The organism is Synechococcus sp. UW69 (assembly GCF_900474185.1).
Lineage (GTDB): Bacteria > Cyanobacteriota > Cyanobacteriia > PCC-6307 > Cyanobiaceae > Parasynechococcus.
Window position 1 is genome coordinate 309,612 of the sequence record NZ_UCNW01000009.1, and the last position, 19,090, is coordinate 328,701.

Annotated in this window: 22 protein-coding genes; 10 read left to right on the plus strand and 12 right to left on the minus strand. The window is 60.8% G+C overall.

Annotated elements, in window-relative coordinates:
- The gene (gene msrB, locus DXY29_RS09175) at window positions 1-504 is read left to right on the plus strand and encodes a peptide-methionine (R)-S-oxide reductase MsrB (protein ID WP_115024722.1); all 504 of its coding nucleotides are present in this window, start codon (window positions 1-3) and stop codon (window positions 502-504) included.
- Window positions 476-1,744: an NAD(P)/FAD-dependent oxidoreductase gene (locus tag DXY29_RS09180; RefSeq protein ID WP_115024723.1), complete on the plus strand. Its 1,269-nt coding sequence runs from the start codon at window positions 476-478 to the stop codon at window positions 1,742-1,744. Before msrB ends, DXY29_RS09180 begins: the two co-directional genes overlap by 29 nt.
- Here DXY29_RS09180 and DXY29_RS09185 read toward each other — a convergent pair.
- From DXY29_RS09185 to DXY29_RS09195, 3 genes are all read right to left on the minus strand, one after another.
- Entirely contained in the window at window positions 1,719-2,786 is a 1,068-nt protein-coding gene (locus tag DXY29_RS09185) for a type II secretion system F family protein (RefSeq protein WP_244279362.1), read from the minus strand. The two genes, DXY29_RS09180 and DXY29_RS09185, sit on opposite strands and share 26 nt — an antisense overlap.
- Window positions 2,787-3,202: 416 nt before the next feature.
- Entirely contained in the window at window positions 3,203-4,276 is a 1,074-nt protein-coding gene (locus DXY29_RS09190; protein ID WP_115024724.1) for a type IV pilus twitching motility protein PilT, read from the minus strand.
- A gap of 10 nt (window positions 4,277-4,286) precedes the next feature.
- Window positions 4,287-6,155 carry a GspE/PulE family protein gene (locus DXY29_RS09195; protein ID WP_115024725.1) on the minus strand — a complete coding sequence of 623 codons (1,869 nt, stop codon included), beginning with the start codon at window positions 6,153-6,155 and terminating at the stop codon, window positions 4,287-4,289.
- 90 nt (window positions 6,156-6,245) lie between these two features.
- Here DXY29_RS09195 and grpE point away from each other — a divergent pair, with 90 nt between their 5' ends.
- Genes grpE through rsgA form a run of 4 tightly spaced genes read left to right on the plus strand, consistent with a single transcriptional unit; the run spans window position 6,246 to window position 9,178 of the window.
- Entirely contained in the window at window positions 6,246-6,911 is a 666-nt protein-coding gene (grpE, locus tag DXY29_RS09200) for a nucleotide exchange factor GrpE (RefSeq protein WP_115024726.1), read from the plus strand.
- Window positions 6,911-8,047, plus strand: coding sequence for a molecular chaperone DnaJ (dnaJ, locus tag DXY29_RS09205; protein ID WP_115024727.1), 1,137 nt, complete (start codon window positions 6,911-6,913; stop codon window positions 8,045-8,047). The genes grpE and dnaJ overlap by 1 nt, the downstream gene beginning before the upstream one ends.
- On the plus strand, window positions 8,044-8,271 hold the full coding sequence (locus tag DXY29_RS09210) for a sulfurtransferase TusA family protein (RefSeq protein ID WP_115024728.1): 228 nt from the start codon (window positions 8,044-8,046) through the stop codon (window positions 8,269-8,271). The genes dnaJ and DXY29_RS09210 overlap by 4 nt, the downstream gene beginning before the upstream one ends.
- Window positions 8,264-9,178: a ribosome small subunit-dependent GTPase A gene (gene rsgA, locus DXY29_RS09215; protein WP_115025027.1), complete on the plus strand. Its 915-nt coding sequence runs from the start codon at window positions 8,264-8,266 to the stop codon at window positions 9,176-9,178. Before DXY29_RS09210 ends, rsgA begins: the two co-directional genes overlap by 8 nt.
- Here rsgA and DXY29_RS09220 read toward each other — a convergent pair.
- The 3 genes from DXY29_RS09220 to murC are packed head-to-tail and all read right to left on the minus strand — an operon-like array spanning window position 9,153 to window position 11,827.
- Complete coding sequence (locus DXY29_RS09220; RefSeq protein ID WP_115024729.1) at window positions 9,153-9,494, minus strand: YbaB/EbfC family nucleoid-associated protein; 342 nt, start codon at window positions 9,492-9,494, stop codon at window positions 9,153-9,155. The two genes, rsgA and DXY29_RS09220, sit on opposite strands and share 26 nt — an antisense overlap.
- 24 nt (window positions 9,495-9,518) lie before the next feature.
- Window positions 9,519-10,421, minus strand: coding sequence for a UDP-N-acetylmuramate dehydrogenase (gene murB / locus DXY29_RS09225; protein WP_115024730.1), 903 nt, complete (start codon window positions 10,419-10,421; stop codon window positions 9,519-9,521).
- Window positions 10,418-11,827, minus strand: coding sequence for a UDP-N-acetylmuramate--L-alanine ligase (gene murC / locus DXY29_RS09230; protein ID WP_115025028.1), 1,410 nt, complete (start codon window positions 11,825-11,827; stop codon window positions 10,418-10,420). The genes murB and murC overlap by 4 nt, the downstream gene beginning before the upstream one ends.
- Before the next feature lie 160 nt (window positions 11,828-11,987).
- Here murC and gap point away from each other — a divergent pair, with 160 nt between their 5' ends.
- A complete protein-coding gene (gene gap, locus DXY29_RS09235; RefSeq protein WP_115024731.1) occupies window positions 11,988-13,013 on the plus strand; it encodes a type I glyceraldehyde-3-phosphate dehydrogenase in 1,026 nt (341 codons plus the stop codon).
- An 81-nt stretch (window positions 13,014-13,094) separates the two neighbouring features.
- On the opposite strand, the gene thiL is transcribed toward gap, so the two are convergent.
- Together thiL and DXY29_RS09245 are read right to left on the minus strand one after the other, a co-directional pair.
- Entirely contained in the window at window positions 13,095-14,081 is a 987-nt protein-coding gene (gene thiL, locus DXY29_RS09240; RefSeq protein ID WP_115024732.1) for a thiamine-phosphate kinase, read from the minus strand.
- On the minus strand, window positions 14,078-15,190 hold the full coding sequence (locus DXY29_RS09245; protein ID WP_244279363.1) for a peptidylprolyl isomerase: 1,113 nt from the start codon (window positions 15,188-15,190) through the stop codon (window positions 14,078-14,080). Before DXY29_RS09245 ends, thiL begins: the two co-directional genes overlap by 4 nt.
- A gap of 32 nt (window positions 15,191-15,222) precedes the next feature.
- On the opposite strand from DXY29_RS09245, the gene efp reads away from it, so the two are divergent.
- On the plus strand, window positions 15,223-15,786 hold the full coding sequence (gene efp, locus DXY29_RS09250; protein WP_115024733.1) for an elongation factor P: 564 nt from the start codon (window positions 15,223-15,225) through the stop codon (window positions 15,784-15,786).
- On the plus strand, window positions 15,783-16,259 hold the full coding sequence (gene accB, locus DXY29_RS09255) for an acetyl-CoA carboxylase biotin carboxyl carrier protein (RefSeq protein ID WP_115024734.1): 477 nt from the start codon (window positions 15,783-15,785) through the stop codon (window positions 16,257-16,259). The genes efp and accB overlap by 4 nt, the downstream gene beginning before the upstream one ends.
- 2 nt (window positions 16,260-16,261) lie before the next feature.
- Here accB and pdxA read toward each other — a convergent pair whose 3' ends face one another.
- Entirely contained in the window at window positions 16,262-17,278 is a 1,017-nt protein-coding gene (gene pdxA, locus DXY29_RS09260; protein WP_115024735.1) for a 4-hydroxythreonine-4-phosphate dehydrogenase PdxA, read from the minus strand.
- A gap of 4 nt (window positions 17,279-17,282) precedes the next feature.
- On the opposite strand from pdxA, the gene DXY29_RS09265 reads away from it, so the two are divergent.
- Entirely contained in the window at window positions 17,283-17,468 is a 186-nt protein-coding gene (locus tag DXY29_RS09265) for a hypothetical protein (protein WP_115024736.1), read from the plus strand.
- On the opposite strand, the gene DXY29_RS09270 is transcribed toward DXY29_RS09265, so the two are convergent.
- Genes DXY29_RS09270 through DXY29_RS09280 form a run of 3 tightly spaced genes read right to left on the minus strand, consistent with a single transcriptional unit; the run spans window position 17,422 to window position 18,974 of the window.
- Window positions 17,422-18,375 (minus strand): SDR family oxidoreductase, encoded by a 954-nt coding sequence (locus DXY29_RS09270; protein WP_115024737.1) that lies wholly within the window; start codon window positions 18,373-18,375, stop codon window positions 17,422-17,424. The two genes, DXY29_RS09265 and DXY29_RS09270, sit on opposite strands and share 47 nt — an antisense overlap.
- Complete coding sequence (locus tag DXY29_RS13535) at window positions 18,375-18,545, minus strand: hypothetical protein (RefSeq protein WP_170952177.1); 171 nt, start codon at window positions 18,543-18,545, stop codon at window positions 18,375-18,377. Before DXY29_RS13535 ends, DXY29_RS09270 begins: the two co-directional genes overlap by 1 nt.
- A 33-nt stretch (window positions 18,546-18,578) precedes the next feature.
- Window positions 18,579-18,974, minus strand: coding sequence for an HNH endonuclease (locus DXY29_RS09280; RefSeq protein ID WP_115024739.1), 396 nt, complete (start codon window positions 18,972-18,974; stop codon window positions 18,579-18,581).
- Between the last annotated feature and the right edge of the window lie 116 nt (window positions 18,975-19,090).

Sequence of the window (19,090 nt, forward strand, 5' to 3'; positions counted from 1 at the left end):
ATGAGCTTGAGTGCCGCCGTTCTGTCCCGTCGATCGCTGCTGTTGGCGGCGATGGCAGGTGTTTTTGGCAGTCTCTGGAGACCTCAGGCTGTGCTGGCAGCGTCCAAAGCTGCTGATTCGTCATGGGATCTCGATGCCGACCAGTGGCGTGAGCGCTTATCTCCCCAGGCCTATGACGTGCTTCGCAATGAGGGAACAGAACGACCCTTCACTAGCCCGCTCAACGGTGAGAAGCGCTCTGGCACTTATCACTGCGCAGGTTGTGATGCGGCGCTGTTTTCCTCGGAAGCCAAATTCGACAGCGGCACCGGCTGGCCCAGCTTCTGGCAGCCCCTGGATGGTGCCATCGCCACGAAAGTAGATTTCAAATTGATCCTGCCGCGCACGGAATACCACTGCAGCCGCTGCGGTGGGCACCAGGGCCACGTGTTCAATGACGGACCTCGACCTACCGGCAAGCGCTACTGCAACAACGGTGTCGCCCTCCGCTTCCAGCCCGCTTGATCTGATCGTCGTTGGCGGTGGACCTGCCGGATACATGGCAGCGATCACGGCTGCCGAGCAGGGGCTACAACGTGTGCTGATTCTCGAAGGCACCCCAGAGCCGCTCCAGAAGGTGCGCATCAGCGGCGGCGGTCGCTGCAATGTGACTCATGCCTGCTGGGACCCCCGTGAACTAGCCACCCATTACCCCCGTGGTAGTCGACCCTTGCGGGGCCCCTTCAGCCGCTTCGCTTGCGGTGATGCGATCGCTTGGTTTGACGAGCATGGGCTCACGCTGGTGGAGGAACCCGATGGACGGATGTTCCCGCAGCAGAACCGTTCCGAGGTAGTGATCCAGTGCCTGCAGAAGGCGGCAAGGGCGTCTGGTGTTCAGCTTCGAACCAAGGCGATGGTCCAGCAGGTGCGCGTTCACCCCGAGGGTGGCTTTGTGCTCGAGGGCCGCGGCCTGGAGCCTATGCATGCACGCTGCTTGATGCTGGCTACGGGCGGGCATCCCAGTGGTCGAAAACTGGCGGAGGCCCTCGGCCACCAGGTGGTGCCACCCGTGCCATCGCTGTTCAGCCTCACGCTGCAGGCGCCGGCCCTGACGGCCTGCAGTGGCATTGCCATCGATGATGTGGGTCTTGATCTGAAGCTGGGCACCGAGCGTTTCCGCCAGACCGGGCGGGTGTTGATCACCCACCGTGGTCTGAGTGGTCCGGCCACGCTGCGCCTCTCAGCCTTTGCCGCCAGGGCCTTGCATCAGAGCCGATACAAGGGGGAGCTGAAGCTGGATTGGAGTGCTGGGTTGGGTCGTTCGGGGCTGACCCAGCGGTTTCACCAATGGCGTAAGGAGCAGGCCCGGCGAACCCTTTCAGCAGCGAAGCCCCTGGACCATCTGCCACGGAGGCTGTGGCACGCCTTTCTGACCATGGCCGGGGTGGAAGCTGAGCGTCGTTGGGCCGACTTGCCGATCAAGACGGAGCGTCAAATGGTGGAGCTGCTCTGCGCGCAGAGTTTGTCGATCCAGGGGCGTGGGCCGTTCGGGGAGGAGTTCGTCACCGCCGGAGGTGTCGCTTTGGGGGACGTCAACCTGGCCACGATGGAGAGCCGCCGCTGCTCCGGTCTTTACCTGGCTGGTGAACTGCTGGATGTGGACGGGGTGACCGGCGGTTTCAACTTTCAGGCCTGCTGGAGCGGCGGTTGGTTGGCGGGCCAGGCGATGGGCGTCGCGCTCACTGAATCTGATCAAACACGGTGAACATCGGCAGGTACATCGCCAGCAGGATGGAGCCCACGATGCCGCCCACCACCACAATCATTGCGGGCTCGAGCATTGAGGTGAGCGCCTTGACCATGGCTCCGACTTCGTCTTCATAGAAGTCCGCCACCTTGCTGAGCATCTTGTCCATCTCACCGGTTTCCTCGCCGATGGCCAGCATGTTCAGGGCCATGTCCGGCAGCACCTTGTGGCGGATGAGGGCATTGCTTAAAAGCACTCCCTCCTGCACCATGCCTCGCGACGCCAGGATGGCGTCGGAAATGATCGAGTTGCCGGCGGTTTCGCTCGAGATCTCCATCGACATCAAAATCGGTACGCCCGCACGGGTGAGCGAACTGAAGATTCGACAGAACTGAGCTGTCGCCGTCATCAGAATCAGTTCTCCGAAGAGCGGAAGTTTCAGCACCAGGCGATCGATCGTCCGACGGCCGTTGTGGGTGGCATAGAACCGGCCGAGCAGCCAGATGGAAACCAGAATGGCTCCGGCTGCGTAGAGCGCTACAGGCGATCGCAGCAGTTCGCTCAAATCAACGAGCAGTTGGGTGAAGGCCGGAAGCTCAGCGCCCAAGTCTTCGAAGATTCCCGCGAAGGTCGGGATCAGAAAGATGGTCATGCCCAGGAACACAAGGATGGCGATCACCAGCACCGCCACGGGATAGCCCAAGGCTCCCTTGATTTGGTTCTGAAGTTTCGCGTTGTCCTCGAGCAATTTGGCTAGTCGCTTAAGGGCTTCATCCAGCACACCACCGGCTTCTCCGGCTTCCACCATGGCAATGGTGAGCTGGTCAAACACCTTGCTGTTGGCCCTCATGGCCGTTCCCATCGCCACGCCTTGATTGACGTCTGAGCTCAGTTCGCTCAATGCCCGTCGGAACAAAGGCAGCTTCTGCTGAGTCGCCATTAAGTCAAGGCCTCGAACGATCGGAACTCCTGCATCCACAAGTGCTGAGAGTTTGCTCGCCCAAATTGCCTTTTCCTTGACTCCTGGAGGGCGTTCAAAAAGACGTTCAAGCGACTGCATTGCTGATCCTTTCTTTTCAGCACGTTGTGTCTTGGTTTTTGATTCAGGAAGAATTGATGTTGTTACTTCTTTCGTGTCAATTTTTGTTGATCTTGTCTGTCTTTGGGCTGGTTCAAGTTTGAGCACGCGTTGGCCACGTCGACGCAACTCTCGGCGTGCGGCAATTTCGCTTGTGGCGCTTATTTCGATTGTCGTTTTTGTGCCATTTTTGAGCTGACAAGTGGCGATGTAGTCACGTTCTCTTGGTTTAACGATGCCGGACGTGTTGGACCTGCTGATCTGAACGTCAAGGGGTTTGAATCCGCGTCTTCTTAAATAGTTTTTTGCATTCAGCGGTGATTTTGATTCAACGATCAGATCCTCAATCGTTCCATCTGCTTTTTCGATTTTGACGTTGAAGGTTGGCATTTCAAGCTTCAGTTCGTCAGAAGGCGTTCAAGTTCTGATGGTTTGGAGGCTTTGCCCATGGCTTCCGCTTTGGAAACACTCCCTTGATTGACGAGGTCAGCCAAGGCTTTTTCCAGCGTTTGCATGCCTTGTTCTCCGCCGGTCTGAATCTGCGAGTAGAGCTGTGCCGTTTTCCCCTCTCGGATCAGGTTGGCGGTGGCGGGGGTGTTGATCAGGATTTCCTGCGCCATCACGCGACCGAACTGTCCTTCTGCAGGGTTCTGACGTCGGCAGAGGGTTTGGGAAAACACAGCCACCAAGCTGCCCGAGAGCTGCACACGGATCTGCGTTTGTTGTTCCGGTGGGAAAACGTCGACCATGCGGTCCACGGTCTGTGCTGCTGAGCTGGTGTGGAGGGTGCCGAAGACGAGATGTCCGGTTTCAGCAGCACTCACGGCAAGTTGGATGGTTTCGAGATCCCGCATCTCACCCACCAGGATCACGTCTGGGTCTTCTCGCAGTGCGGCCCGCAAGGCGTTGGCGAAGCTGCGGGTGTCTTCGTTCAGCTGACGTTGATGTACCAGGCTTTTGTCGCTCTGGTACACGAATTCGATCGGGTCTTCGATTGTGAGGATGTGTTCGCTGCGGGTGTGGTTGATGTGATCAAGCAGTGCCGCCAGGGTGGTGGTCTTTCCGGATCCGGTGGGACCAGTTACCAGCACAAGCCCCCGGGGCCGCGCGCTGGTCTCCAGCACCACTGGTGGAAGGTTGAGCAATTCAACGCTGGGGATCTTGCTGCCGAGGGCCCTTAGGCAGGCGGCATAGCTTCCTTTCTGGCGGTAAACGTTGACGCGGAAGCGTGCAACGCCCTTCAGGCCGTAGGCGCAGTCCAGTTCCCAAGTCTGTTCCAGCGTCTTGCGCTGGCTGTTGTTGAGCATCGAGAAGATCAGCTTGTTGCAGTCCTCCTCGGCCAGCGGCCGATCCGTCATCGGCCGAAGCTCGCCGCTGAAGCGGCCGTAGGGCGGTTGACCGGTGGCGAGGTGAAGATCGCTTCCACCGCCCTTCACCAGTTGTTCCATCAGGTCTTCGATCATCAGATCCATGACCGGCTCCTCAGTGGCGTGGTGTAAGGCAATAAGGGCATTCGAGCCAGCCTTCCTGCAGACCGGCTCCGCATCCTTCACAAGTCATTGTGCTGAGGGCACGGGCTCTGCGCTCGGATTCCAGTCCGGAATCCGTCAGCACCATGCGCCCCACCTCTTCCAGCGTTGTTTCGCCCTTTCGCACCAGTTCGAGGCTGTAGCCCAGCAGGGTCACCATCCCTGATTCAAGGGCCAGCTGTCGGATCACATCAGTGCTGGCGCCTCTGGAGATGGCAGTGGCCATGTCGTCCTGGATGCGCAGTACCTCGTAGACCCCGACACGTCCCTTGTAACCACTTCCTTTGCAGTGGGAGCAGACCTGTTCGCCGGGACCGTGATGGTGAGCCTTGAAGAAGGTGACCTGGGTTTCACGGCTCGCCATCAGCCCGAAGCGCCCCAGCTCCTGCTCTCCGGGTTGGTAGGGCTCGCGGCAGTGCGGGCAGACCCGTCGCAGCAAACGCTGGGAGACGATCCCGATGAGAGAGGCCGACACCATGAACGGCTCTACGCCCATTTCGTCCAGTCGTGCAATGGTGCTCGGCGCATCGTTGGCATGCAGGGTGCTGAGCACTAGGTGACCGGTGAGTGCTGCCTCAATCGCGGTTTTGGCTGTTTCCAGATCACGGGTTTCTCCCACCAGCAGAACGTCTGGGTCCTGGCGCATGAAGGCCCGCAGTGCCGTGGCGAAATCGAAGCCCTTCTCACGGTTCACCTGGCATTGGGTGATGCCCGGCAGGGTGTATTCGATCGGGTCCTCCACCGTGGAGATGTTGATGCCCGGATCGTTGCGCTCGGCCAGGAGTGAATAAAGCGTGGTGGACTTGCCGGATCCTGTTGGTCCGGTGACCAGGATCATTCCGAAGGGCTTGGAGCCCAGATCCCTAACCAGTGCCAAGGCGTCGGGATCACTGATCAGTTTGTCCAAGCCCAGCTGTGTTGCACCGCTGTCCAGCAGGCGCAAACAGACCTTTTCGCCGAAGCGACTGGGCAGAGTGTTGACCCGGAAATCAACCACCCGATCGCGGTATTTGCGGCGGATGCGGCCGTCCTGGGCCTGACGACGCTCGGCGATATCAAGATCCGCCAGGATCTTGAAACGGGATGTCACCGCGGGAATGAGCCGACTGGGGAGCGGTTCGACGTATTGCTGAAGCACCCCGTCCTGGCGGAACCGCAGACGCAGACCCTTCTGTTGTGGTTCCACGTGGATGTCGCTGGCATTGATTGACATCGCTTGCAGCAGGATTCGGTCCACCAGGGTCACCACCGGCGAAGCTTCCGCATCCTTCAGCCTCGTTTCCAGGTCAATAGCGTCCTGGGCTTGCTGGCTCTCCTCGCCCTCATCGTTCTCCAGCACCCCATCGGTGTTGAATCCCTCCAGAAAGGATTCAGTGCTGATTTCGTCAGTGCTTGTTTGTGGAGGCCCGGCGGTCTCCGCAGGAGCAGGTGCATGAGCCTCTTTGATCTGCGGAGGTGTCGTATCGCTTTGCGGCGAAAGGTTCACTTCTGCATGCAAGGCCCGCTGCAGATCCGCTTCGATGGCTGGGTGCAGGCGGATCGTGCGCTGTTGTTCTGGCAGCTGATCGATCAGGTGGTGCCATTCCTGGTCACGCCACTGACTGGGAATGGCGATGTCGAGGTGGTCAGCACCGATTGCGATCGGCATGGCCTGGAGTGCTCGCCACTGATCGAGGCCAATGTCCGGGAGGGCCTCGTCCAGCAGGTTGCGGCTTGCCAGCAACTGGTCCGGTCCCGGAACAGGCTGCTGCAGCAACAGTTCAAGCGCGAAACGCTGCCGCGCCGTGTCGCCGGCATCAGGGGTGGGCAGCGTCAGTGTCATGGGTTGCGGCCGAGGTGCGGGCTTCCGCAGCTTGTGGGAGGTAAGCGTTGCCCTTCAACATGTCTAGACAGCAATCCCTGAGCGGTCAGCATGAGCGGCGACGCCTCCACCCCAGAGCAGGATCAGACCGTTGAGTCTGGTGCTGTTCCAGCCACCCCGGATTCCACTCCGGATGCGTCAGAGGCAACCTCCGATCAGGCACCCGCAGCTGTTGATCCGGCGGATCGGATGCAGCAACTCGAGCAGGAGTTGACCACGCTGAAGCAGGAGCACGAGACGCTCAATGGCCAATATGTGCGCATTGCGGCGGACTTCGACAACTTCCGCAAGCGACAGAGCCGCGATCAGGACGACATGCGTCAGCAGCTGGTCTGTTCGACCCTCACGGAAATTCTTCCGGTCGTCGACAACTTTGAGCGGGCCCGTCAGCAGCTCAATCCTGAAGGTGAGGAAGCTCAGGCTCTGCACCGCAGTTACCAGGGTCTGTACAAGCAACTGGTGGATGTGCTGAAGCAGCAGGGCGTGGCACGGATGGAGGTGGTCGGCCAGGAGTTCGACCCGAATCTGCATGAGGCCGTGTTGCGAGAAGAAAGCAGCGAGTTCGCTGAGGATGTGGTGTGTGAAGAGCTCCAGCGTGGTTACCACCGCGATGGACGTGTGCTGCGCCACGCGATGGTGAAGGTGTCGATGGGTCCCGGACCGTCCGATGCAGCGCCGGTTGAGGCCGCACCGGATCAGACGGCGGAGGAGGCCTGATGGCCAACTTCTATGACCTGCTCGGCGTCAGTCGGGATGTGGATCCTGACAGCCTCAAGCAGGCTTATCGCCGCATGGCGCGTCAGTACCACCCCGACATCAATAAAGATCCCGGTGCTGAGGACCGTTTCAAGGAAATTGGTCGTGCCTACGAAGTGCTGAGTGATCCGCAGACCCGTGCCCGTTACGACCAGTTCGGTGAAGCCGGTCTTGGTGGTGCGGCTGGCGCCCCGGACATGGGCGACATGGGCGGGTTCGCTGATCTGTTCGAGACGTTTTTCCAGGGATTCGGTGGACCCGGCGGAGCCGGTGGTGGTCGGCCGCGGCGTCAGGGTCCCCAGCAGGGCGATGATCTTCGCTACGACCTAACGATCGATTTCGAGCAGGCGGTTTTCGGCCAAGAGCAGGAGATCAAGATCCCGCATCTGGAGACTTGCGACACCTGCGGCGGCAGCGGTGCCAAGGCGGGTAGTGGACCCACCACCTGCGGAACTTGCGGTGGTGTCGGGCAGGTGCGCCGTGCCACTCGGACCCCCTTCGGCAGCTTTACCCAGGTCGCCGAATGTCCCACCTGTGGTGGGACGGGACAGGTGATTGCGGATCCCTGCGGATCCTGTGGTGGCCAGGGTGTCAACCAGGTGCGCAAGAAGCTGCGGATCAACATTCCTGCCGGGGTGGACACCGGAACACGGCTTCGGGTCTCGGGCGAAGGCAATGCGGGACCCCGGGGAGGCCCTTCCGGTGACCTTTACGTCTTTCTGACCGTCCGCAATCATCCACGCCTCCAGCGGGATGGCTTGAACGTCTTTTCGGAGGTGAAGGTCAGCTACCTCCAGGCGATTCTCGGCGACACGATCGAGGTGGAAACCGTGGATGGAACCAAGGAGCTGAACATCCCTGCCGGCACGCAGCCCGGCACCGTGCTCACCCTGCCGAATCACGGCATTCCCAAACTTGGCAATCCGGTGGCGCGGGGTGACCAGCGCGTGACGGTCACCGTCGATCTGCCGAAGCGGCTCAGCGATACGGAGCGGGATCTTCTGGAACAGCTGGCGGGTCACCATTCCGCTCGTGGCAAGCAGCACCACCACCACAACAGTGGATTGTTCGCTCGCTTGTTTGGTCAGAAGGGATGAGCAGGCGTTCCCTGGATTTGCGGGGAACGCCCTGTCCGGTGAATTTCATTCGCTGCAAGCTCACCCTCGAGCAGATGAGCTCCGGTGACTGTCTTGAGGTCTGTCTCGACAGAGGCGAGCCGGAGGCCATGGTCCTGCCGGGATTAAGGGATGCCGGTCATCGTGTCCAGTGCGTTGAGCAAACGCCAGATGCAGTCACCATCGAGGTGATCTGTGGTGGCTGACACCAGCAGCTCCGTGGCTTCGGGGATGGTGGTGGCGCTTCAGGCCAATTACCTTGAAGTCGAGCTGGACGTCGCCCCTGCCGGATGCCCAGGGCGACTGCTCTGCACGCGTCGCACCCGATTGACCCATCGGGGGGACGCGGTCTATGTCGGTGATCGGGTTTTCGTCGAGGCGATTGACCCAGGCCAGGCCCGCGCTGTTGTGGCCGACGTGGAGCCACGCCATAGCTTTCTGTCACGGCCACCAGTGGCCAATGTCTCGTTGGTGGCTGTGGTGTTGGCTGTGGAGCAGCCCAGTTTTGACCCTGATCAGGCTAGTCGCTTCCTGTTGACGGCGGAACGCACGGGGCTGGACGTGATCCTTCTGCTCACCAAGACAGACCTCATTTCAGCCGCAGCTCTCGAGCGGCTCGTGACTCGTTTGAAGGGGTGGGGGTATGACCCTCTGGCGCTCTGCAGTACCTCCGGAATGGGCATGGATGCCCTACGGCAACGCTTGGCTGGCGCAGAGCTGTCGGTGCTCTGTGGGCCCTCTGGGGTGGGCAAAAGCAGCCTGCTCAACCATCTGCGTCCTGATCTTCAACTTCGTACGGCTGCGGTGTCTGGACGCTTGCAGCGCGGTCGCCACACCACCCGCCACGTGGAGCTGTTTCCTCTGGGGCCAAGCGCGAGGGTGGCCGATACCCCCGGCTTCAACCGTCCTGATCTGCCGGATGATCCGCAGGAACTGGCGATCCTTTTTCCGGAGCTCCGGCAGCAACTGGATCCCTGGCCCTGCAGGTTTCGCGATTGCTTGCATCGCGGCGAGCCCGGCTGCGGCGTCTCCAGCGATTGGGAGCGCTATCCCCTCTACAAGGCTGCGTTGATTGAGCAGAGCAGCCTCAGCCGCCCATCCCGGGGAGGTTGAGGTTTAGGCCACCGGTGAGTTCCTCCATCCGGCCCTTCATCGTGGCGGTGGATTGCTCATAGGCCGCTTGCAGGGCTTCCAGGGTCGCCGCTTCGCTCGCTTGTTGACCCTCCTGCAGCAGGGCCGGGTCCAGCCGAACTCGCAGTGGTTGTTGGTTGCCCGATAGCCAGACACTGGCGCGCCCATCGTTGCTCTGGCCTTCGATCTCCATCCCGTCCAGTTCGTCCTGCAGAGCCTGAGCGTTCTGCTGAATCTCCTGGGCCTTCTTGAAGGCTTCGGTGAGTTGACCGAAATTTGGGAGTCCGAACCCTGCCATGGCGATCCTGTGGGAGTCGGAAGGTTAAGTCGCGGAAGCGAATCCCAGGCGTTTCACTTCGGGGTGAAGACGGATTCCATGCTCGGCTTCGACACGGTCCTGCACCAGCTGGATCAGCCTGGCGATGTCATCCGCCTGGGCGTGGCCGGTATTGACGATGAAATTGGCGTGCATGGTTGAGATTTCTGCGCCGCCGATGCGTGTTCCCTTCAGCCCCTGCTCTTCGATCAGCCGTCCGGCCTTGAGAGGTTCGGGATTGCGGAAAACGCTGCCGCAGCTGGGCTGTTGATAGGGCTGCGTGGTGGTGCGATGGCTGAGGTTCGCGCTGGTAACGCGTTTCAGTTCGTTCGGATCGTGACCTGGTTCAAGGCGGAACCGTGCTGACAACACAACAAGGTCGTTGTCCTGGAGACGGCTGTGGCGGTAGGCGAAGTCCAATTGATCGCTCCGAAGCTCAAAGCAGTCGCCCCCATCCAGGGGCATGACCCGCACCGATTCCAACCACTCCGCGGTACAGCCCCCCTGGGCTCCTGCATTCATGACAGCAGCACCGCCTGCGGTGCCTGGGATGCCAACCGACCATTCGAGGCCGTGCAGTCCAGCGCGAGCAGCCCGTCGCGCCAGCGATGGGATCGGTTCACCGGCGAGCACCTCAACGGTCCCATCGGTTTCATCGAGTTGCAGCCCCTGAAGTTTGCGAAGACAGAGCGAGAGCCCTGGCAGGCCGTCATCGTGAATCAGCAGATTCGACCCAGCACCGATGATGCGGCAGGGAATGCCCTGTTGCGTGGCCCATTGGATCCAGGCCTGGGTTTCGTCAAGGCTGACGGGTTCCGCAAGCCATTCGGCGGCTCCTCCCACCCGCCAGGTGGTGAACTCCGCAAGGCTGACTCCGGCCTGGGGAAGGCGGGCATCGCACTGGCTCATGACGTCAGCCTTAACCACAGTCCATTCACATCGCCAGCACCCATCGCCAGGACGAGATCCTGTTCGCGGCTGTGATGCATGACCAGGTCGGTGAGTTCATCGAGGTTGTCCGCGACGGCGATTTGTAGTTCGGGCTTCATGTTGCGGATCCGTTCCGCCAGGGCGTTGCTGCAAATGCCTTGCAGGGGTTGCTCCCCTGCCGAGTAGACGGGGGCCAGCAGGAGCAGATCACAGTTCTGCAGTGCCTGGGCAAACCCATCGAGGAACTGCTGGGTGCGGCTGTAGCGATGGGGCTGGAACACCGCCAGCACGCGCTGAGGTGCTGTGGGAAGCGGACTGCGACCACTGCTCACCATCAGGCGAGCCATCTCCAGGGTTGCCTTCACTTCACTGGGGTGGTGGGCGTAGTCGTCAACGATGTGACGCCCCTTCCAGGTGCCCCGAAGATCAAATCGGCGGCCCGGTGCTTTCAGGCCAGCGAGTCCCTTCACCAACTGATCGAAGGGGAGTCCCTCCATGCGGCAGGTAGCCAGGGCGCCTGTTGCATTGCTCAGGTTGTGCAGTCCGGCCATCGGCAGGGTGAAGTCGCCGATGGGGCGGCCCGATTCGTAGAAACGCGCCACGCAGCGATCTCCCTCAAGGCTCAGAGGCAGGGCGGCGAAGTCAACGGATTCAGCGCTTTGATTGGACCACCAGGCGGTCGGCTGGAAGTGTTCTTGCAGGATCGGACAGTCGTGATTGGCCAGCACGCGATCGCAACCTTTCGCGAAGCGTTGCAGGGTTGAAATCAGGTCGTCGAGACTGGTGTAGTGATCGGTGTGATCCAGCTCCAAGTTGGTGATCACGCCCAGGCTTGGGCTGAACTTCACCAAGGATCCGTCGGATTCATCCGCCTCAGCCACAAGCAGCTTCCCCTGGCCGGCGTGGCCATTGCTGCCCAGACGTGGAACGATGCCACCAATGACAGCGGTCGGGTCTTGATCGGCTTCCAGCAGCAAGGTGGTGATCAATGTGCTGGTGGTGGTCTTGCCGTGGCTTCCGGCCACAGCGATCGAGGGTTGCTGCTCGATCAGAGCCGCCAGAAGATCGGAGCGATGCCAGATCTCTAGGCCGATCTGACGGGCACGTTGGAGCTCAGGATTGCTGTCGGGGATGGCTGTACTGATCACCACCACAGGGGAACAAGCGATCGTCGAACCCGTGACGACGTCAATGCAGGCCTCGTCCTGCTGGCTGAAAACCTTCACCCCGAGGGTTTTCAGTTGTTGTGTTGTTGCGTTATCTCGCGGGTCTGAGCCGCTGACTGGATGACCGCGGTCGACCAGGATCCGGGCCAAGGCCGACATGCCAATTCCGCCGACACCGATGAAGTGGACTGGTGTCTGACGGTCGAGCAGGCGCGGCAACTGAGGGCTTCGATCTGGGGAAAGATAGGCCAGTTGTCGCCGCTTGTCTGCCGATCTGGGGGACGGATCGAGCCGATTCAATCGAGGCAAAACAAGGTATTTCTGCCGATTTCTGTATGATCTGCGGCCAAAACCCCTGCGCGGCTTTGCCGCTTCTTCCATGACCCTGCGCGTTGCGATCAATGGATTCGGCCGGATCGGTCGCAATGTTCTGCGGGGTTGGATCAGCCGTGGCGCTGACACCGGCCTGGAAATCGTGGGAATGAACTCCACCTCCGACCCTGCCACCAGCGCTCACCTGCTGACCTACGACTCCATCCTTGGGCGTCTGGACCCTTCCGTGGACATCAAGACCACGGACACCTCGATGTTCGTCAACGGCAAGGAGATCAAGTTCTTCGCTGACCGCAATCCCCTCAACTGCCCCTGGAAAGAGTGGGGAGTTGACCTGGTGATCGAGTCCACCGGTGTGTTCAACACCGATGAGAAGGCCAGCATGCACATCCAGGCTGGTGCCAAAAAGGTGATCCTCACCGCTCCTGGCAAGGGTGACGGCGTCGGCACCTTCGTGGTGGGCGTCAACGACGACCAGTACCGCCACGAAGACTGGGACATTCTCAGCAACGCCAGCTGCACCACCAACTGCCTGGCTCCGATCGTGAAAGTTCTCGATCAGAACTTCGGCATGGAGTGGGGTCTGATGACCACCATTCACAGCTACACCGGTGACCAGCGAATTCTCGACAACAGCCACCGAGACCTGCGCCGTGCTCGTGCTGCTGCCCTGAATATGGTTCCCACCACAACGGGTGCTGCCAAGGCTGTGGCCCTGGTTTATCCCGAAGTGAAGGGCAGGCTCACTGGTTTTGCCATGCGCGTTCCCACCCCGAACGTGTCGGCTGTTGACCTCACCTTTGGAACATCGAAGGGAGCTTCCGTTGAGCAAGTAAAAGCCGTGATGAAGGAGGCTTCTGAGAACGGTATGAAGGGGATCATCAAGTACAGCGACCTGCCCCTGGTCTCCACCGACTACGCCGGCACCAACGAGTCCACCATCTTCGATGCCGACCTCACCTATGCGATGGGTGACAAGGCGGTGAAGATCCTGGCCTGGTACGACAACGAGTGGGGCTACAGCCAGCGTGTTGTTGACCTCGCCGAGGTGGTCGCCAAGAACTGGAAGTGATCGTTAGCTGATCGCTTTTTTCATCCCTCCCGCCAGGGGGGGATTTTTTTTGTTCAGGTGCCTCCGCTTAGGGAAGGTGGTTCAGGGCTGGCTGAAGTGATCAAATCCGCCTGCGTCCACGCGCTCATGGTTGTGGGCCCAGCGGATGATGCCCGCTTCTTCATTGATCTGGCCGAAGCGTCGGCTGTTGGGGATGCATTGCTCCCAGACGTCGGCCCAGGCCTCGGGAAGGCTCAGCACCAGCTCAAAATCCTCCCCTCCGGAGAGGCACCAATCCGTCCATTGAGGCCCCTCAGGCCAGCCTTCGGCCATCGGCAGCCGGTCGTTCCACAGAACTGCCCCACAGCCGCTGCTGCTGCAGAGTCCTGCGACGGCTGACAGAAGTCCATCGCTGCTGTCGGTGCCCCCGGCCCGCCAGGGCAGATGCTCCGGTTTGCAGGCCAGCAGCTGGTGGACGTCGTCCAGCCGAGGTGCCGGTCGCCGGTGTCTTGCGATCGCTGTGTCCTGCAAGGTCGCTTTCAGAGCGATGTCATGGACGCTGGGGTCGTTTTGCAGCAGGGCGAGGCCCAGCCGGCTCAGCCCATGGGGACCACTGCTGACGAGCACATCACCGGGGCGGGCGGCGTTGCGATGGAGGCGCAGTGGTCCGAGACGGCCGAGGGCTGTGATCGAGAGCAGCCTTTGCTCCCCCCTAGAGCAGTCACCGCCCAGCAGGATGCCGCCGTACTGCCCCAATGCGGCACTGATGCCCTCGTACACCCCGTCCACCCAGTCCCAGCGGGTGCGACCTGGGGCAACAAGAGCCACCGTGATTCCCTCGACTTCGACGGCACCACTTGCTGCCAGGTCGGACAGATTGGCGGCAACGGCGCGCCAACCAACGTCCATTGCGCTCGTGGTCGCATCGCTGAAATGGATGCCGTCCACAAGAACGTCCGTGTTGATTAACAGGGGCCTGGCGTCGGGGGCCACGGCCGCCGTGTCGTCACTGAGCTGCTCGGGCGGAGCGAAGCGTGCCAGCCGCCTGAGCAGCTCCGCCTCACTCAGCTCCGCCAGGGTTGGGCTCATGCGTGGGCTTTGAGCAGCTCCGCTCCCTCGATCACCTTCACGGAAGTGATCGTGTCATCGGTGCCCAATTCCTCGAGAACATCGAATCCATCCACCACATAGCCGAAGGCTGCATTGCGGCCATCCACGAGGTTCAGACCAGCAGGGGTGAGCTCCGCCTCGTAGAGAAACATGAAGAACTGCGAGGATCCGTCGTCGAGGGCCTGGTCTGAATGGGCCCAGCCAAGGGTGCCCAGGGTTGCGAACGGGAGGGTCGGCGTCGCCTTGAACAGGCCCACGTCCTCAAAGGTTTCGTTGTAGATCGTGTCGTCTTCGCCGGGCACCCGGATCTCCAGGGGCACATGCCGTTCCTGCTTTGTCTTCGGATCGACGTAGCCGATCTCCGGCCCTTTCGGATCACCACTCTGGAGCACGTAGAAATCCTCGGCCCGGATGAAGGGCAGTCCGTCGTAGAAGCCCTTGAGGGCGAGATCGACGAAAGCACCTGCTGTGAGAGGGGCGTTGAAGCCATCTACCACGGTGGTCAGCTCGCCTTGGGTGGTGCTCACGCTGAGGGTGGCCCTCCCTTGCAGCCGGGGCAGGGCATCGAATTCTGCGGGGATGTCCCGTTCAAACCCGTCGGGCACGAGCAATGCCTCTACATCACCGATGAAGCGCAGCGTTTGGCGTCGATCGGCGATGAAGCCCGGTTTATCGGTGGCTTTGACCTTCTCTTTGAGGTCAATAAGACCTTGATCCACACTCTGAAAAAGTGTTTCGGCTTTGCCGCGCTTGGCGTCCGGGATCGCGCTCAGGATGGTGTCGCGACGGGTGTTGAGCAGCGCTTCACTGCGGGACACCGTCTTGCCGAGGGCCGACCAGCGTTTGGCCCGCAGATCGTCACTGGTGAGTTCAAGTCGATGTTGCAGTTCGCGAATGTCGTCCTGATCGAACGGAAGCGCGTCCCGGAGAATTGCGGCAGGGTCTTTCACGGCATTGCCCTGGGGCAATGAGGCCCAGCAGGCAGGGGCAGTAATGCTGATCAGAGCGAAGCTGATTAGGGCAGCAAGGACGGCGTTCAAACGCTGATGGACCAAGGGGGAACCCCAGTGCTGACGCGACTTTGGCACAGCCGTATAGTCCGATGAACCGTTCGGTGGGAATGATCTCCAGTAACGACTTCCGCACCGGCACCACGATTGAGATCGATGGGGCCGTCTGGCGCGTGGTCGAGTTCTTGCACGTCAAGCCCGGCAAGGGATCTGCCTTTGTACGCACCAAGCTCAAGGCGGTGAAGTCCGGCAACGTGGTGGAGAAAACCTTCCGCGCTGGGGAAATGCTTCCCCAGGCGATGTTGGAGAAATCGTCTCTTCAGCACACCTATATGGAAGGTGAGGACTACGTCTTCATGGACATGGCCACCTATGAGGAGACCCGCCTTAGTGCCAATCAGATCGGGGAAAGCCGCAAATATCTCAAGGAGGGCATGGAGGTGAACGTGGTGTCCTGGAACGACACCCCCCTCGAGGTTGAACTCCCCAACTCCGTTGTCCTTGAGATCAAAGAAACTGATCCTGGGGTCAAAGGCGATACCGCCACAGGTGGCACCAAGCCCGCCATCCTTGAGACGGGTGCTCAAGTGATGGTTCCGCTCTTTCTTTCTGTGGGAGAAAAGATCAAAGTGGACACCCGCAACGACAGTTACCTCGGCCGCGAAAACGGATGACCATGCAGCTGGATCACGAACAACTGCACCGCCTGCTGGAGGCGCTCGGCGAGAGCGACATCCAGGAATTCCGGTTGGAGGGCGATGATTTCCGTCTGGAAATTCGTCGCAACCTGCCAGCCCAAACCGTGATGGCACCGGTGATGCCCGCTCCCGTCGCGGCAGCGGCGCCCGTTGCTGCCTCAGCAGAGCCTGCGTCCGCGCCGCCTGCGTCCACCGCAACTCGGAGTGACCTGCTCGAGGTGACGGCCCCCATGGTGGGCACCTTCTACCGAGCGCCCGCGCCAGGAGAGCCTCCCTTCGTCGAAGTGGGAACTCGCATCAACGTCGGTCAGGCCGTTTGCATCCTTGAAGCGATGAAGCTGATGAACGAGCTGGAGTCGGAGGTCGGCGGTGAAGTTGTCGAGATCCTTGTAGACAACGGCACCCCTGTTGAATTCGGTCAGGTTCTGATGCGGGTCAAGCCGGTCTGAGTTCAGCTCAGATCCCAGGCGGCCCTGATCGCTGCAATTGTGCTGTCAGGGCTTGCGACTCCTTCAGCTGCGATGTCGAAGGCAGTGCCATGGTCGGGAGAGGTGCGCAGGAAGGGCAGTTCCAAGGTGGTGTTCACCGCTGCATCGAAAGCCAGCAGCTTCACTGGAATGAGTCCCTGGTCGTGATACAGAGCCAGGATCCCGTCAGGTCCAGGTTGGTTCGGGATTTGCCAGGCGTGAGCTGCACTGATCCAGCAGGTGTCGGGAGGCACGGGACCCTCTAGGTGCACCTGAGGATGCTCGGCTCGCCATTGATCCAGCAGTGGCGTTAGCCAGTCGGCTTCTTCCTGGCCCAGCTGACCTGCTTCGCCGGCATGGGGATTCAGCCCGGCAATGCGCAGATGTGGTGTGGTCGTGAAGCGTCGACAGAAGCCATACAGCACATTCAGTTTGTGGAGAACAAGGTCTGGTGTCAGCGCTTCAGGGACCTGGCTGAGGGGGATGTGGGTGGTGGCTAGCAACGTGTTCAGGCGCCAGCCGCTGTTTGGAGAGACGGCAGTGAACAGCATCGAGGAGCGTTGGCATCCCGCCAGCTCCGCCAAGCGTTCGGTTTGCCCGGGATAGCGATGGCCGGCCGCGTGCCAGAGGTGCTTGGCGATGGGGGCGGTGACCAGGGCGCGCGACCCCCGAGCCAGAAGCAGTTCAACGGCACGGGTGAGCCAATGAAATCCAGCATCGGCTCCGCTGGTGGTGGGTTGTCCGGGATGGACGATGTCCACCAAAGGTTGGTCGTCGATCCTGAGCGTTGCGGGGTCGGCGAGGGGTTGGCTCGATTGCTGTATCAATCGCGCATGGGTTCGGATCAGACTGCGTCTGCAACCGACCAGTAGTGGTTGGAGCTCTTGGGGGACCTCAGGTGACGCGAGGGCCTTGAGCACCACTTCCATGCCGATCCCAGCGGGATCGCCGAGAGCGATCACCAGCTCATGCCTAGGGTTTGTCGAATCGTGCGGGCCCATCGCTGTGCTGCGTTTGCTGCTGCTTGGGTGTCTGTTGGTGGGATTGGCCTCCGGCCTGCGCAATGGCTGGGTCGAACTTCACCTGTCCCGTTTCCTTGAGGATGTCGGGTTTCCCATGCCCGAGCAGGGCAAGGGCTTCGATTTCAACCGTTGGTTGATTGAGGGGGAGAACGCAGGTCAGACGGATTGAGTTTGTCCTGGTTCAGGCAATCCTGCAGCCCAACGCGGTAGTTCGGATGCAACAACGGATAACCGAGTTCTTGGCAGAGCCTGTGATTGCTGACGCGGCGGTTCTCGCTCCAGAATGACTGCGCCATCGGGCTCATGCTGTCCACGATCTGATCGAACTGCTCCAGCGGTGGCAACTCACAGCCCAACAGTGAGGCGGCATGCCGTAGGAGATCGGATGTGGCGGCGGGGAGGTCATCCACCACATTCACCACGGTCCCAGGGCCCAGGGTTGGTAGAGGTCCCTGCTCGGCGCGATGCATCAGATGCCAGCAAGCCCCCGCGATGTCTTCCACATGGATGCGGCAGAACACCTGTCCGGGCTTTTCGATCAGGCGCGCGCGTGCTTGCTGCAATCCGTTGAGAACCGACCGGCCCGGGCCGTAGATGCCCGGCAGCCGCAGAATCTGGATCGGTAGACCGGAGCGCTGCCAGGCGGCTTCGCAATTCAGGCGTCGGATGCTGCGGTCGAGCGCTGGAGCTGGGGCGTCCTCCTCCGACACCCAGCCGCCCTGGCGATCGCCGTAGACCCCTGTGGTGGAGAGATACCCCGCCCATCGCAGTGGCAGGCTCCTCAGCGTTGCAAGCAGTTTGGACAACGCCGGATCGTTTCCTTCGCGATCCGGTGGGATGGTGCACAGCAGATGGGTGACGCCCTCCAAGGCAGCGGGGTCGAGATGGTCCTGACCATTGCTGTCGAAGAGCAAATCAGCCTCTTCGGACTCGAGCGAGCGGCGGGTGCAGAGCACCTGCGTCCCCATGGAGCGGGCGAGCCGGGCCAGACAACGTCCGCTGTACCCACCGCCAAGCACCAGCAGCTTGGCGTCAGCTGCCAGTGGTTGCGATTGCTTGACAAGATCGGCCAGCATCAGTACACCTGTATTAGATCAAATGTACTGCTGTGACGTCGTCGTCCTTGCATCGCTCGCGCTCCAGGGGCATCGTCCTCCGGGCCATCCTGACGGCAGCCCTTCTTGCCGGTGCGGTGGCTCTGGCCCCTGAAGACCCGAGTGTTCAGGCGTCCATCTGCGAGCGGCATCACTCCTCTGATGTCTGCCGTGTCTGGTGAGCCTCAGGCGGCTTGGGCAGCGATGGGGAGGTCGTCAGGCTCGCTGACAGGCTGATCCGGTTGGGCCCATTGGAGCAGGCGCAGGGCCAGCCTGAGGTCGCCATCCATCCAGGCGCGAATCGCCATGGCGCGGCGTGGGTCATAGAAGCGCTGTCGCCGGTACCAGTCGAAAACATCTGCGTCAGACTTGCGACCATTGCAGGACAAGCAGGCAGGTACACAGTTTTCGGTGACACTCAATCCACCCTTGGCTCGTGGATGAATGTGATCAATTGATTCGGAAGGTTTGCCGCAATAAATGCAACTTTTACCGGTAAAAGTGTGAAGAGACTGTCGCCATCTTCGGACGCGCAATTTGGGACAGAGTTCGTCGAGAAAAACCGCGTCCCTGTTATGCATCCGAATGCATCGGTTGTCACGATTCTGCCGTGAACGAAAAGCCAGTCAATGTGTCGAGCGCTGCACTTTTGAAGGTTTCTTCGCCTGTGATGTGAATCTTGATTTCAAGGCTTGCA

Coding starts and splice junctions, on each gene's coding strand:
- murB (WP_115024730.1), bottom strand. CDS start 10,421: ATGAGCCAGTGCGATGCCCGCCTTCCCCAGGCCGGAGTCAGCCTTGCG.
- dnaJ (WP_115024727.1), top strand. CDS start 6,911: ATGGCCAACTTCTATGACCTGCTCGGCGTCAGTCGGGATGTGGATCCT.
- grpE (WP_115024726.1), top strand. CDS start 6,246: ATGAGCGGCGACGCCTCCACCCCAGAGCAGGATCAGACCGTTGAGTCT.
- pdxA (WP_115024735.1), bottom strand. CDS start 17,278: ATGGGCCCGCACGATTCGACAAACCCTAGGCATGAGCTGGTGATCGCT.
- DXY29_RS09280 (WP_115024739.1), bottom strand. CDS start 18,974: ATGCATAACAGGGACGCGGTTTTTCTCGACGAACTCTGTCCCAAATTG.
- DXY29_RS09210 (WP_115024728.1), top strand. CDS start 8,044: ATGAGCAGGCGTTCCCTGGATTTGCGGGGAACGCCCTGTCCGGTGAAT.
- thiL (WP_115024732.1), bottom strand. CDS start 14,081: ATGAGCCCAACCCTGGCGGAGCTGAGTGAGGCGGAGCTGCTCAGGCGG.
- DXY29_RS09185 (WP_244279362.1), bottom strand. CDS start 2,786: ATGCAGTCGCTTGAACGTCTTTTTGAACGCCCTCCAGGAGTCAAGGAA.
- msrB (WP_115024722.1), top strand. CDS start 1: ATGAGCTTGAGTGCCGCCGTTCTGTCCCGTCGATCGCTGCTGTTGGCG.
- DXY29_RS09190 (WP_115024724.1), bottom strand. CDS start 4,276: ATGGATCTGATGATCGAAGACCTGATGGAACAACTGGTGAAGGGCGGT.
- DXY29_RS13535 (WP_170952177.1), bottom strand. CDS start 18,545: ATGCCGCTCGCAGATGGACGCCTGAACACTCGGGTCTTCAGGGGCCAG.
- gap (WP_115024731.1), top strand. CDS start 11,988: ATGACCCTGCGCGTTGCGATCAATGGATTCGGCCGGATCGGTCGCAAT.
- DXY29_RS09195 (WP_115024725.1), bottom strand. CDS start 6,155: ATGACACTGACGCTGCCCACCCCTGATGCCGGCGACACGGCGCGGCAG.
- DXY29_RS09270 (WP_115024737.1), bottom strand. CDS start 18,375: ATGCTGGCCGATCTTGTCAAGCAATCGCAACCACTGGCAGCTGACGCC.
- DXY29_RS09220 (WP_115024729.1), bottom strand. CDS start 9,494: ATGGCAGGGTTCGGACTCCCAAATTTCGGTCAACTCACCGAAGCCTTC.
- efp (WP_115024733.1), top strand. CDS start 15,223: ATGATCTCCAGTAACGACTTCCGCACCGGCACCACGATTGAGATCGAT.
- accB (WP_115024734.1), top strand. CDS start 15,783: ATGACCATGCAGCTGGATCACGAACAACTGCACCGCCTGCTGGAGGCG.